The organism is Caballeronia sp. ATUFL_F1_KS39 (assembly GCF_023630985.1).
Lineage (GTDB): Bacteria > Pseudomonadota > Gammaproteobacteria > Burkholderiales > Burkholderiaceae > Caballeronia > Caballeronia zhejiangensis.
This window is the reverse complement of the sequence record NZ_JALQDZ010000039.1, coordinates 96109-109511: the sequence shown is the minus strand read 5'-3', so window position 1 is coordinate 109511 and position 13403 is coordinate 96109. Positions and strand designations below refer to the sequence as shown.

The window sequence follows — 13403 nt, the reverse complement described above, 5'->3', positions numbered from 1 at the left end:
ATCATGAACGCACCTACCTTTGCCAGCGCGCCGGCGAATCCTTCGATGCAAACCAGCCGCGCGGCGCGCACGCGGCTCGTCCTGGCGGCGGCGGTCGGCAACGCGCTCGAGTTCTACGACTTCATCGTCTATGCGTTCTTCGCGCTGACCATCGGCAAGCTGTTCTTTCCGGTGGACGATCCGGTCGGCCAGTTGCTGCTTGCGGTGGCGAGCTTCGGCGTCGGGTTCTTCACGCGGCCGATCGGCGGCTTGCTGATCGGCATGTACGCCGATCGCGCCGGCCGCAAGAAGGCGATGCTCCTCACGCTCGGGCTGATGGCGCTCGGCACCGCGATGATCGCCGTCGCGCCGACTTACGCGCAAGCGGGCATCGCCGCGCCGATCATTCTCGTGATCGCACGGCTGATTCAAGGCTTCTCGGCGGGCGGCGAAGTCGGCGCATCGACGACGCTGTTGCTCGAACAGGCGCCCGCGAACCGGCGCGGCTTCTATGCATCGTGGCAGTTCTCGAGCCAGGGACTCTCGGCGCTCGCCGGCGCGTTGACCGGCGTCGCGCTCACGGCGACGCTCACGACCGCGCAACTCGAAAGCTGGGGCTGGCGCGTGCCGTTCTTCATCGGCACGGCGATCGTGCCCGTCGGCTGGTGGCTGCGTCGCACGATGGAAGAAGCGCCGCCGCAGCACGTCGCCGCCGCGCCCAAGGCACCGAAGATTCCGCTTGTCACCGTGCTGCGCGAACATGGCCGCGCGGTGCTCAACGGACTCGGCCTGACGATCGGCGGCACGTCGGCGCACTTCATCATCGTGTTCTATCTGTCGATCTACGGCGTGAAGACGCTCGGCCTGCCGAGCTGGACGTCGATGCTTTCGGGCTGCGTGTCGGGCGCGATTCTCTTTATCGTCGCGCCGATAGGTGGCTATCTGTCGGACCGCATCGGCCGCAACAAGCTCGCGCAGACGACGCGCATCCTGCTGATGCTCGCGATCTGGCCGGCCTTCGCGCTGCTGAACAAATCGCCGAACGCGACGACGCTGCTCGCGGTCGTCACCGTGCTCTCGATCGTGCATTCGCTCAACGTCGGTCCGACCGGCGCGATGCTCGGCGAGCTGTTCCCGCGTTCGGTGCGCGCGACGGGCGCGGCCATCGTCTACAGCATCGGCGTGGCGATCTTCGGCGGCTTCGCGCAGTTCTTCGTGACGTCGCTCATCGTCATTACGAAGAGCGTGATGGCGCCCGCGTGGTACGTGATCGGTTGCGGCGTGCTCTCCGTGATCGCGGTGGCGTGCATGCGCGAAAGGTCGCAGGAAATGCTCGACTGATCGTCAAATCTTGCGCTGCACGCGCGCCGGATGCGTATGCGAGGTGTATAACTCGACGTGTCCGGGTTTCTGAAAAGGCCGCCCGCGCGGCCTTTTTTACTGGATCCCACACTATGAAGAAAGCGCGATAAAGGGGACTTCCATGCGCAAGAAGCTACGCTCGCAAAGCTGGTTCGGCGGCAACGATAAAGACGCGTTCATCCATCGTTCGTGGATGAAGAACCAGGGCATACCTCACGATCAGTTCGATGGCCGGCCGGTCATCGGCATCTGCAATACATGGTCGGAACTCACGCCGTGCAACGCGCATTTTCGCGAGCTCGCGGAATACGTGAAGCGCGGCGTGCGCGAGGCAGGCGGCTTTCCGCTGGAGTTTCCGGTGATGTCGCTCGGCGAATCGAATCTGCGGCCAACAGCCATGTTGTTCCGCAATCTCGCGTCGATGGACGTCGAAGAATCCATACGCGGCAATCCGATCGATGGCGTCATTCTGCTCGTCGGCTGCGACAAGACCACGCCCGCCTTGCTGATGGGCGCGGCGTCGTGCAATCTGCCCGCGCTCGCGGTGTCGGGCGGACCGATGTTGAACGGCCGCTTTCGCGGCGGCACCATCGGCTCGGGCACGGGCGTCTGGCAGATGTCGGAGGAAGTGCGCGCGGGCACGATGACGCAGGAAGAATTCGTCGAAGCCGAATCGTGCATGAACCGGTCGCGCGGCCATTGCATGACGATGGGCACCGCATCCACGATGGCCTCGATGGTCGAATCGCTCGGCATGGGCTTGCCGCACAATGCCGCGATTCCCGCCGTCGATGCGCGCCGTCAGGTGCTCGCGCACATGGCCGGCCGACGCATCGTCGATATGGTCAAGGACGATCTCACGATGGACAAGATCCTCACGCGCGAAGCCTTCGAGAACGCGATCCGCACGAACGCGGCGATCGGCGGATCGACGAATGCGGTCGTGCATCTGATCGCGCTGGCGAAGCGTATCGGCGTGGAGCTCACGCTCGAAGACTGGGAACTCGGCAGCAAGGTGCCTTGCCTCGTGAATCTGCAGCCATCGGGCGAGTATCTGATGGAAGACTTCTATTACGCGGGCGGCTTGCCCGCGGTGTTGCGTCAGCTCGGCGAGCAAGGCTTGCTGCATCGCGATGCGCTCACGGTGAACGGCCGCACGATTTGGGACAACGTCAGCGACGCGCAGAACTACGACGAGAAGGTCATCACGCGGTTCGAGAAGCCGTTCAAGCCGCACGCGGGCATCGCGGTGCTGAAGGGCAATCTCGCACCGAACGGCGCGGTCATCAAGCCATCGGCGGCGACGCAATCGTTGCTGAAGCATCGCGGGCGCGCGGTCGTATTCGAAAACGTCGAAGAGTTGCACGCGAAGGTCGACGACGATTCGCTCGATATCGACGAGCACTGCATCATGGTCCTGAAGGGCGCGGGGCCGAAGGGTTATCCCGGCTTCGCGGAAGTCGGCAACATGCCGCTGCCGAAAAAGGTGCTGCAAAAAGGCATCACCGATATGGTCCGCATCTCCGATGGCCGCATGAGCGGCACCGCCTACGGCGCGGTCGTGCTGCATGTGTCGCCGGAAGCGGCGGCGGGCGGTCCGCTCGCGCTCGTGCAGACCGGCGACATGATCGAACTGGACGTCGAAGCGCGGCGTCTGCATCTCGAAGTATCGGACGAAGAACTGGCGAAGCGCCGCGCCGCATGGCAGGCGCCCGAATTGCCGAAGCGCGGTTATTACCGCTTGTATGTCGAGCATGTCTTGCAGGCGGATCAGGGCGCGGACCTGGACTTTCTCGTCGGTTCGAGCGGCGCGCCCGTGCCGCGCGATTCGCATTGAGCGGAGGCAATCGATGACGAACCTGCAAACGCCGCCGCCCGGCATGTGGCCGGTGCTGTACGCCTATTTCGATGCGCTGAACCGCCTCGACCACGACGCCACGCGCAAGCAGATCGACGCGACCCTCGCGGCGGGCGCGCCGGCGATCGTCACGCTCGGTCTCGCGACGGAAGTGCATCGCCTGTCGGAAGACGAGAAGCGCACGATGATCGACGTATGCGCCGCGCATATCGCCGGTCGCGTGCCGCTCGCGGTCACGATCACCGGCGACAGCGTCGATGCACAAGTCGCGCTCGCAAGCCATGCGCTCGAACGCGGCGCGTCGTGGTTGATCCTTCAACCGCCGTCCAAACGCGGCGAGCCGGAAGCGTTCTACTACGACTTCTTCGCGTCGGTGCTCGAACGGACCGGCGCGAATGCGGGCATTCAGAACGCGCCGGAATATCTGGGCGTGGGTTTGTCGGCGGAATCGATTGCCGCGCTCGCTGCCGAGCGGCCGAACTTCCGTTTGCTGAAGGGCGAGGGCCCGGCCGTGACGATCCGCGCCACCATCGAACGATTGCGCGCGCTCGAACAGACGCTCGCGGTGTTCAACGGGCGCGGTGGCCAGGAACTCGTGGACAACTTGCGTGCGGGCTGCGATGGCCTGATCGTCGCGCCCGACGCGTTCGATCGTCAGGCCGCCATTTACGACGCGTTCGCCGAAGGCCGCGAGGACGATGCCGAATCGCTGTATGCGGAGACGCTGCCGGAAATCGTCTTCGTGATGCAGTCCCTGGAAACGCTCACCTGTTACGGCAAGCGCATCGCGGCGTGGCGCATGGGCTTCGACGTGCAGCACGATCGCGGCGCGCGTCCGACGCCGTTCGGCATCGAATGCGCGCGCCGTTTCGCGCAACGACTAGGGCCGACATCGCGCGTCTTGCGCCGATGAATCAGCGCGCCGCGTGCCGCGTGAAGCGCTGCTCGATCACGGATGTGCCCCATTGCGTGCCTTCGGCTTCATCGCTCAACGTGAATCCGAACGATTCGTACAAGTGGCGCGCGGCGTCCAGGCTCTTGAAGGTCCAGAGATACGTTTCGTCGTAGTGCGCGTCGACGAAGCTCATCGCGCGCGCCATCAATTGCCTGCCTATGCCGCTGCCCCGCAACGAATCGTCGACGATGAACCAGCGCAGATGCGCGACGCGCGTGGTGAGATCGCCATCGATCGCGAGCGAGCCGAGCGTGCGCTCGCCTTCCATCACGAGCCACAACGCGCGGCCTTCGACCGGCAGACTTTCCGCGAATGCGGCCAATTCCGTCGCGACCCTGCGCTCGAAGAACACGCCGAAGCCCGCGTGATGCGCGTAGAAACGCGCGTGCAGGCTCGCCACATCGCCGATGCAGCCGGGCCGGTATCCCTCGACGATGCGCGCGCTTTCCGTATGCGCGGCATGCGGCGTCCTGTGATCGATCTTGTGTTCGTGACCGTGGGCGAGCGCATCGGCGTAGAGCGCGAGCGAGCGCACGAGCGTCTGCTGATCTTCGGGCACCATGCGGCGCAGCGCGTCGGAAACCTGATCGGTCGCGAACTTGTCGATCTTTCTGCGCAGCTTCTGTCCGTTCGCCGTGAGATACAGCTCGGACGAACGCGCGTCTTCGCTCGATGTCTGCCGCGTGACAAGCCCCGCCGCTTCGAGCCGCGCGATCTGCCGGCTGGCGTTGGATTTGTCGAGCCGCAGAATTTGCGCGATGTCGCGCGCCTGAATGCCGGGCGTCGCCCCGATCTCGATGATCGCGTGAACCGCCGAAGGCGCGAGTCCGCTGTCGGCCAGCGTGTTGCGCATGAAGCCCAGTTCGCGCACGAGCTTGCGCGAGAATTCGCGCAGTTCGAGAATGGTTTTGTCGCGCGATTGAACGGGTGTGTCGATGAAGTCCATGTCCTCTCCATCGGTTGCGAGGCGCAACCAAATGCCTCTAATTTAGTTGCGATCTGCAACTTTCGCAAGAAAAATCGCGCTCCCGAAAAGCCTCACCTTTAGCCGCGATCGCGCGCCAATTCGCTCGCGCGCCGCGGTTCCGCCACGCGCAGCAACACGATTGCGATGCCGCCCCACGCGAACTCGCGCACGCGCCGCGCACGATACAGACGGGGATGCTTAGGTAAGCGAACGAACGGACATTGAAATGCGAGCGAAAGCAATGTGTAGTGCGAGACGCGGTAAATATTCGCGGACAAAAAAAACCCGGCTCATGAGCCGGGTCGAAGGAGGTCGGGCGCGATTCCGAGGTCACGCCCGACCGCGTGGCACTCTGCTGGACGCCGCTGCGTGGGGACACGCGTGCGCGGCGCTCGACCGTGAGCCGTCGGGATGAAGCTCCACATGGAGCTGCACGAGCCAGGCGCCGGGACAGGTTCCGTCGATGACGAATCTGTCGGTGGTCCAGGCGATGCGCCTTGCGGCTCTGGCCGCATCGAATTCGAGCTTGGCGATGCGTCGCACGATGAAGACGATGCCTGCCGCGCTCCCGAGCGTCGCGAGACGCATCGTCGTGGTTTCGAGCGCATGCACATGGCCCGTGCAACCGCAGACCGCGAGCCACGCCGCATCCGATGCCGCGACGCACAATGCGATCAGCACGGCGTTCGCACGCAGGGAAACGACAGTGGACGCTCGCATCGGCATCTCCGGGGCCGCACGGCCGCGAATCGGCGCGCTCGACGTATAGTGCGTGGACAAACCTTATGCGATGCTTAAGCCGCCGGCGCCGCAAGGCGTTATCGGGGACATAATGTGCGGCTGCGCGCAAAGCTTAAGTGGCGCTTAAGCATGCAAGCCGGACAATCGGCGGCGACCTGTTGAGCCTGGAGAAAGCGCATGCGCCTGTTATTGGTGGAGGACGACGAGATGATCGCGGAGACCGTGCTCGCCGCGTTGCGCCGCGCCGGTTACACGGTGGATTGGGCGCAGGACGGACGGGCCGCGGAGCTGTCGCTCGGCAATGGCGTGTACGACCTCGTGCTGCTGGACCTGAACCTGCCCAAGCGCGACGGCCTCGACGTGCTCGCCACGTATCGCAAGAACGGCGGCGACGCGCCCGTGATGATCCTGACCGCGCGCGATGCCGTCGATGACCGCATCCGCGGCCTCGACGCCGGCGCGGACGACTATCTGATGAAGCCCTTCGATCTCGACGAGCTCGCGGCTCGCGTCCGCGCATTGTTGAGACGCCGCACCGGGCACAAGCATCCGGTGTACTCGCACGGCGAGCTGACGCTCAATCCGGCCGCGCACGAGGCGACCAAGGGCGGCGTCGCGCTCAATCTGGTGCCGCGCGAGTTCGCGCTGCTGCAGGCGCTGATCGAAGAGCCGTCGCGCGTATTTCGCCGCCCCGAGCTCGAAGAAAAACTGTACGGCTGGGGCGAGGAAGTGGGCAGCAACGCGATCGAAGTCCACGTTCACAGCTTGCGGCGCAAGATCGGCGCGGATGAGATCGTGACGGTGCGCGGCGTCGGTTATCGATTGAAGAGGATCGGATGACAACGATCCGCCGATGGCTGCTCGGCTGGCTCATCTGCAGCCTTGGCATCGCGTGCCTGATTGCGGGCGTCGGCATATTCGACGCCGCGCGCCTCGAAGCCGGCGAACTCTTCGACTACGAACTGCGCACCGTCGCGCTCTCGCTGCCGCATAACATCACCGCCGACGACGTTGCAGAGGGCCGCAATCCCGAACTGCACGGCATCGCGGACGACCGGCTCGTCATCGACATCTGGGATCGGACGGGCCGCCTCATCTATCACTCGCCGCGCGAGCCCGCGTTGCCGCGTTTCGGCGACGGTTTCGAATCGGCGGAGCGGGAAGGGTATCGCTGGCGCGCGTTCGGCGTCGCGCAGCCGGATCGCTTCGTGCAGGTCGCGCAGCCTTATTTCATCCGCGACGATCTGGCCATGGCGCTCGCATTGCGCACGATCTGGCCGCTCGCATTGCTGATTCCGGTGATCGTCGTGATCGTGCTTCTCGTCGTCGCGCGCGGGCTTTCGCCGGTGCGCTGGCTGTCGCAATCGCTCGTCGCGCGCTCGCCGGAATCGCTCGAGCCCGTCGTCTTCCACAAGCCGATGCCCGACGAGCTGCGTCCTCTCGTCGATGCGTTGAATGGCCTGCTCGCGCGTCTCTCGGAGGCATCGCAGGCGCAGCGCACGTTCGTCGCCGATGCCGCGCACGAACTGCGCACGCCGCTCACCGCGCTCAAGCTGCAAATCCAGGGCGCAATCGGCGATGGCTCGCTTCAGGTCGATGCCGCGACGCTCGCGAAGATCGACGGCCGGTTGAATCGCCTCATCCATCTCGCGCAGCAGCTACTCAGCATGGCGCGCGAAGACGCCGCGCGCGAAGCGGCCATCGCGCCGATGAGCCTGCGCACGCTCTGCGAACTCCGCGTGAGCGATTTCTCGTTGCTGGCCGAAGCACGATCGATCGACCTCGGCCTGGAACTCGAACATGCGCTGGACGATCACGATCCGTTCACGATCATGGGCGACACGCACGCGCTCGCCGTCCTCGTGAACAACCTGCTCGATAACGCGATCCGTCACACGCCGCACGGTGGGCGCGTCGACGTGACCTTGCGGCGCCAAGCGGATGGCATCGCGCTCACCGTGCTGGACTCCGGCCCCGGCATTCCGCCGGACGAGATCGATCGCGTATGCGACCGCTTTTATCGTTGCGTCGGGACGTCGGGACACGGCAGCGGGCTCGGTCTCGCGATCGCGCTGCGCGTCGCGCAACGGCATCACGCGACGCTCGACGTCAGGAACCGCGATGACGCGAGCGGTCTGATCGTCGCGGTGCGCGGCTTGTGTCCGGTTGCGTCGGCGGCGCGCGCGAAGGATGTCGTCAGCGGAATGCATGCCTGAATGAAACCGCAAGAAGCGGGGCGTCGTGCGCTCGCCGCGCGGCGAAGCTGCTCGTTTCATCTTTCATGGCGGTCTGTCATGAAGACACTCGTTCTTCTATGCGCTTGTCTCGCGTGGACCGGCGCCGCGCTTGCAACGGACGCAGCGGAAGCGCCCGTTGCGGCTTCGTCCGCCGCACCGGAACCGAAGACCTTGAAGGAACGTCTCGGCGACAAGGCCAGCGACGATCAACGCGTGGACAATTGCCACGTCCCGGCGGACCGGCGCGGCACGAAAGTTCGTCCCGACAAGTGCATGCCTTGAAGCACGCGATTGTGTTACCTTTGACGTGGTGAACCATTTGGTACAAATTCAGGAGCCCGCCTTGTCATCCACTCAAGCATCGTCCGTCCTGCGCCTCGGCATTCTCGGTGGCGCGAACATCGCCAGACAATTCACGCGTGACGTGAGACCGAGCGAGCGCGTGCGCGTCGTCGCGGTCGCGAGCCGCAGCGACGAGAATGCGCAAGCCTTCGCGCAAGCAAACGGCATCGAAAAATGGTTCGGCAGCTACGACGCGCTGCTTGCGAGCCCGGACATCGACGCGGTTTACATTCCGCTGCCGAACAGCCTGCATGCCGAATGGGCGATCAAGGCCGCGGATCACGGCAAGCACATCCTGTGCGAGAAGCCGCTCGCGCTGGATCGCGACGAAGCCGCGCGCATGTTCGAGGCCGCCGATCGCAACGGCGTGCTGCTGCTCGAAGCGTTCCCATACTATTTCCAGCCGCAGACCGCGACGATGATGGCGCTAATCGGCGAAGGCGCGATCGGCGACGTGCGCGCGATTCAGGCGAACTTCGGCTTCACCGTCGGCAATCCCGGCGCAAACATCCGCATGAAGCCCGAGCTCGGCGGCGGCGCGCTGCTCGATGCGGGGAGTTATCCGCTGAGCCTCATTCGTCTCGTGATGGGCAGCGCGCCGCAACGCGTCGATGCAATCGCGACATGGGCCGACAGCAACGTCGACATCAGCCTCATGGCGACGCTCATCTACGCCGATGGCCGCCGCGCGCAAGTCTCGTGCTCGATGGATGCGGCGAATCATCGGCACGCGACGATCATCGGCACGCAGGGCACGATCGACACCGAATATCTGAATCACACGAGCGCGCAGACGGCGGGCGATCAATACGGCTATCTGCCGAGCCAGATGCGCGTGCGTCGCGGCATTCCGAATTCGGTGCCGTTCGAGACGGTCGAGTCGGACACCGGAAGCGGCTTCTTCTTCGCGGCGGAAAGCTTCGCGCGCATGGTCGCAACGCACGATGCCGCCGCCATCGAGTACTACGCGCAAGTGAGTCTCGACAATGCCGCGACGCTCGCCGCGATCATCGCAAGCGCGCGCAGCGGCAAGCCCGTCACGCTGTGATTCGCGCGCGAGCGCATCTCGTCAACGCCTGACGATCACCACTTCCATGTATTCGCTCGGCACGACGAGCGAAGACGGTCCCGCAACATTGCAGCGTTCGAGCAGGCCGCCGATCTCGCGTTCGAGATCGGCCTGCTTCGCTGCATCGAGCGCCGCGAACGCGCGATGCACGGGCCCGTAGAAATCGCGGAACACCTGTATCCAGTGCGCCGGCGATTCATAGCGCATGTTGAAGTACTTGCGTACGCAACGAATATCGGCTGCCTCGGCGCCGAAGAGCGCGACGAGATGCGGCTCGGTGCCCCAAAGCGCGGGCGATTGCAGCCCCGCGGGCGGCGGCACGTAAGCGCCGATGGTCTTGAACAACTGGCCGATGAAACCCTCGGGCGTCCAGTTCGCCATGCCGATGCGTCCGCCGCTTTTCGCCACGCGCAGCATTTCGCTCGCCGAGCGCCTGTGATCCGGCGTGAACATCGCGCCGAATGTCGACAGCACCACATCGAAGCTGCCGTCGTCGAAGGGCAGGTTCTCGGCATCGGCGACCTCGAAGTCGATCGCGAGTCCTTCGGCTTGCGCGCGCGCACGGCCTTTTTCGAGCAGCGCCGGAACGTAATCGGTCGATGTCACGCGAGCAAAACGTCGCGCGGCGGCGAGCGTCGCATTGCCGTTGCCGGCGGCCATATCGAGCACGCGCTCGCTGGCGCGCACATCGATCGATTCGGCAAGCATCTCGCCGACGATCTGCAATGTCGTGCCGATCACCGCGAAGTCGCCACTCGCCCAGGTGGCTTGCTGGCGGGCCTTTATCGCGGCGAAATCGGGTTGCTGTGATTTGGCCGGCTCGTCGCAGACCGCGGATGTATTCAACGCATGCATGGTTCGTTCTCCAGTTCCGGATGATGTGTCGAGCGTCGCCCTGATAGCGGGCAGATGCAGTATCCCGTTACCATCGCTTCGACGCCTGTCCGCAAGTCGCCGCGAATTGTCCGTTCGTCCGCTTTGCGATGCTTACGATCACCGGGAGACGCCATGAGTCTCGACATCCTGTCCGACGTGCTGCGCACCGTGCGCTTGCGCGGCGCGCTGTTCTTTCACGTGAGCGGCAATCGAAGCTGGGCGGCCGAAGCGCCGCCCGCGCGCGACATCGCGAGCATCGTCATGCCGGATTGCGAGCATGTGATGGAGTATCACGTCGTGACGCACGGCAACTGCTGGGGCGCGCTCGTCGGCGAAGCGCCGGTGCGTCTTGCGAGCGGCGACATCATCGTGTTTCCGCACGGCGACGCGCATGTGATTTCGAGCGCGCCGGGCATTCGCGCCGAAGCGGATATCGATCCGTTCTCGATGAAGATCGATCAGCTGCCCTTCACGCTGACCTACGACGCGGTCGAGGCGCGCAACAATCGACGCCCCGACGACGCGTATGAAACGATGCTCGTATGCGGCTTTCTCGGCTGCGATCTGCGTCCGTTCAATCCGCTGATCGCGACGTTGCCGCGCCTCTTGCATCTGAAGGAATCGGGCGCGCAGGGCTGGATTAATCACTTCATGCAGCAGGCCGTCGTCGAATCGCGTCACAAGCGGCCGGGCGGCGAAGCGATGCTGGAACGCATGAGCGAGATGATGTTCGTCGATGCCGTGCGCCGTTACGTCGATGTACTGCCCGATGAAAGCCGCGGCTGGCTCGCGGGCCTGCGCGACCGATTCGTCGGGCGCGCGCTCGCCGTCATGCACGATGCGCCCGCGCACGAGTGGACCGTCGAAGAACTGGGCGAGCGCGTGGGCCTCTCGCGTTCGGCGTTGCACGAGCGCTTCAGCGAGATCATCGGCTTGCCGCCGATGCAGTACCTCGTCAACTGGCGCATGCAGGTCGCGGCCGGACTGCTGCGCAACACGAACGCGACGATCGCAGCGGTCGCGCAGGACGTCGGCTATGCATCCGAAGCGGCGTTCATTCGTGCGTTCAAGCGCCTCGTCGGCAAGCCGCCCGCGACGTGGCGCCGGGAGAAAACGCGCGTGGAAGCCGAGGCGCAAGCACATTGATTGACGCCGGGCGATTCTCTGACTAGAGTCAGAGATATGAACCCGACCGACATCAGCCAGATTCGCAGCTTCAATCGCACCGTTGCCGAGGGCATCGGTGCGCTCAACGAGCATTTTCTCGGGCGCGGCCGTCCGATGGGCGAATCACGGCTCATCTGGGAAATCGGTGCGCAGGGCGTCGATCTTCGCGTGTTGCGCGAGCGTCTCGGTCTCGATTCGGGTTACGTGAGCCGCACGCTCGCCGCGCTGCAGCGACAAGGTCTCGTCGCGGTCGAGTCTCGTCCCGATGACCGCCGCGTGCGCCGCGCGAGCCTCACCGATGCGGGCTGCGCCGAACGTGAAGAACTCGAAAGGTTATCGGACGCGGTCGCGGGGGGCATGCTCGCGCCGTTGAACGATGCGCAGCGCAAGCGGCTGATCGCGGCGATGGCCGAAGTCGAGCGCTTGCTGCAACCTTCGCTGATGCGCTTCGCGATCGAAGACCCGACGAGCGAGGATGCGCAATGGTGCATCGACCAATACTTCGCGGAGTTGAACGCGCGCTTCGAAGCGGGCTTCGATCCGTCCGTCAGCCTGTCCGCCGATGCGCGCGAATTGACGGCGCCGCAGGGCGCGCTGATCGTTGCGAGGCTGCGCGGCGCGGCGATAGGCTGCGTCGCGCTCAAGTTCCACGGCGCGTCGCCGGCCGAGTTGAAGCGCATGTGGGTGAGCGCCGGCGCACGCGGACTCGGCGTCGGACGTCGGCTGCTCGAAGAGGCCGAACGGCTCGCGTCGCAGAACGGAGCGAAAGCCGTGCGTCTGGAGACGAACAAGGCGCTCGGGGAAGCGATCGGCCTGTATCGGCGATCCGGCTATGTCGAGGTCGCGCCGTTCAGCGACGAGGCTTACGCGCATCACTGGTTCGAGAAGAGTTTGCGTTGACGCCTCCCGTCAGCGCGATGACGAGATCGAGAAACGCGCGCGTCTTCGCCGGCGGATGATGCCGCGACGGATAAAACGCATACAGCGGAAAGCGCTCGTCGGGCCAGTCGGGGAAGAGGTCGATGAGCTTGGCATCGGCGATCAGATGTTCGTGACCCAGCAGCAGAATCTGCGCGACGCCATAGCCTGAGAGCAGCGTGCTCAGCATCGTGCCGGGATCGTTGAGCGTGAGACGGCCGTGCGTTTCCACCGTGATGCGCTTCTTCTTGCGATGAAACTCCCACGCGAACGGCCGTCCCGTTTCGGGATCGCGAAACTCGATGCACGTATGCGTGCCGTCTGCGAGCGCCTGCGGGGTAGCGGGCGTGCCGCATCGCTTGATATACGACGGCGCGGCGACGGTCCGCACCGGCGTATCGAGCAGCTTGCGCGCGACGAGACTCGAATCGCGCGGCTCGCCGAAGCGCACGGCGAGATCGAAACCATCCGCGATCATGTCGCCGAGACGGTCGCTCGTGATGAGTTCGAGTTGCAGATCGGGATGCGCCTTCAGAAACGCGTCGAGCTTCGGGCCGAGCAGAAGCCGCGAGAAGATCGGATCGACGTTCACGCGCAAGCGGCCGCGCACCGCCGTCGCGCCTTCGGATGCCGTGGCCGCCGCTTCCTCCAGTCCCGCGAGATGCGGCATGACGTGCTCGAAGAAGCGCCGGCCATCGTCGGTGAGCGAAACGCTGCGCGTCGTGCGATCGAAAAGACGAATCTTCAGACGCGCTTCGAGACGCGCGATCGCGCGGCTCACGCCGGGTTGCGACATGCCGAGCCGATCGCTCGCCGCGGCGAACGTGCCTGCATCGACGATCGCAGCGAACACGCTGATGCCGTTGAGGATGCGTTCGTTGAAGCCGGCCATTCATGCCTCCGCGTCATGGATGAGAACGCATTCATGTTAT

At 64.8% G+C, this 13403-nt stretch carries 13 protein-coding genes; 9 read left to right on the top strand and 4 right to left on the bottom strand.

Translation table 11 applies throughout. The annotated features are described in order from the left end of the window. The first annotated feature begins 3 nt into the window (after positions 1-3). From NCR93_RS20090 to NCR93_RS20080, 3 genes are all read left to right on the top strand, one after another. On the top strand, positions 4-1320 hold the full coding sequence (locus NCR93_RS20090) for an MFS transporter (protein ID WP_175982359.1): 1317 nt from the start codon (positions 4-6) through the stop codon (positions 1318-1320). Between the two features lie 142 nt (positions 1321-1462). Then, a complete protein-coding gene (locus NCR93_RS20085; RefSeq protein WP_008354222.1) occupies positions 1463-3178 on the top strand; it encodes an IlvD/Edd family dehydratase in 1716 nt (571 codons plus the stop codon). A gap of 13 nt (positions 3179-3191) precedes the next feature. Beyond that, positions 3192-4112: a dihydrodipicolinate synthase family protein gene (locus tag NCR93_RS20080; RefSeq protein ID WP_008354223.1), complete on the top strand. Its 921-nt coding sequence runs from the start codon at positions 3192-3194 to the stop codon at positions 4110-4112. A gap of 1 nt (position 4113) precedes the next feature. Here NCR93_RS20080 and NCR93_RS20075 read toward each other — a convergent pair whose 3' ends face one another. Beyond that, positions 4114-5100, bottom strand: coding sequence for a bifunctional helix-turn-helix transcriptional regulator/GNAT family N-acetyltransferase (locus NCR93_RS20075; RefSeq protein WP_175982358.1), 987 nt, complete (start codon positions 5098-5100; stop codon positions 4114-4116). 351 nt (positions 5101-5451) lie between these two features. Then, the gene (locus NCR93_RS20070) at positions 5452-5841 is read right to left on the bottom strand and encodes a hypothetical protein (protein WP_175982357.1); all 390 of its coding nucleotides are present in this window, start codon (positions 5839-5841) and stop codon (positions 5452-5454) included. Between the two features lie 198 nt (positions 5842-6039). On the opposite strand from NCR93_RS20070, the gene NCR93_RS20065 reads away from it, so the two are divergent. The 4 genes from NCR93_RS20065 to NCR93_RS20050 all read left to right on the top strand — a co-directional run bounded on the left by NCR93_RS20065 (position 6040) and on the right by NCR93_RS20050 (position 9489). Continuing rightward, positions 6040-6702 (top strand): response regulator, encoded by a 663-nt coding sequence (locus NCR93_RS20065; RefSeq protein WP_008354227.1) that lies wholly within the window; start codon positions 6040-6042, stop codon positions 6700-6702. Beyond that, positions 6699-8078, top strand: a complete 1380-nt coding sequence (locus NCR93_RS20060; protein ID WP_008354229.1) for an ATP-binding protein — start codon at positions 6699-6701, stop codon at positions 8076-8078. Before NCR93_RS20065 ends, NCR93_RS20060 begins: the two co-directional genes overlap by 4 nt. Before the next feature lie 78 nt (positions 8079-8156). Next, positions 8157-8381, top strand: coding sequence for a hypothetical protein (locus NCR93_RS20055; RefSeq protein ID WP_239295342.1), 225 nt, complete (start codon positions 8157-8159; stop codon positions 8379-8381). Between the two features lie 61 nt (positions 8382-8442). Beyond that, positions 8443-9489, top strand: coding sequence for a Gfo/Idh/MocA family protein (locus NCR93_RS20050; protein ID WP_175982354.1), 1047 nt, complete (start codon positions 8443-8445; stop codon positions 9487-9489). A 21-nt stretch (positions 9490-9510) separates the two neighbouring features. On the opposite strand, the gene NCR93_RS20045 is transcribed toward NCR93_RS20050, so the two are convergent. After that, positions 9511-10365 (bottom strand): class I SAM-dependent methyltransferase, encoded by an 855-nt coding sequence (locus NCR93_RS20045; protein WP_175982353.1) that lies wholly within the window; start codon positions 10363-10365, stop codon positions 9511-9513. Positions 10366-10518: 153 nt separating this feature from the next. Here NCR93_RS20045 and NCR93_RS20040 point away from each other — a divergent pair, with 153 nt between their 5' ends. Beyond that, a complete protein-coding gene (locus NCR93_RS20040; protein ID WP_008354233.1) occupies positions 10519-11532 on the top strand; it encodes an AraC family transcriptional regulator in 1014 nt (337 codons plus the stop codon). 36 nt (positions 11533-11568) lie between these two features. Further along, the gene (locus tag NCR93_RS20035; protein WP_175982352.1) at positions 11569-12453 is read left to right on the top strand and encodes a bifunctional helix-turn-helix transcriptional regulator/GNAT family N-acetyltransferase; all 885 of its coding nucleotides are present in this window, start codon (positions 11569-11571) and stop codon (positions 12451-12453) included. Here NCR93_RS20035 and NCR93_RS20030 read toward each other — a convergent pair. Further along, positions 12404-13363, bottom strand: a complete 960-nt coding sequence (locus NCR93_RS20030) for a LysR family transcriptional regulator (RefSeq protein ID WP_008354235.1) — start codon at positions 13361-13363, stop codon at positions 12404-12406. The two genes, NCR93_RS20035 and NCR93_RS20030, sit on opposite strands and share 50 nt — an antisense overlap. Positions 13364-13403: the final 40 nt, after the last annotated feature.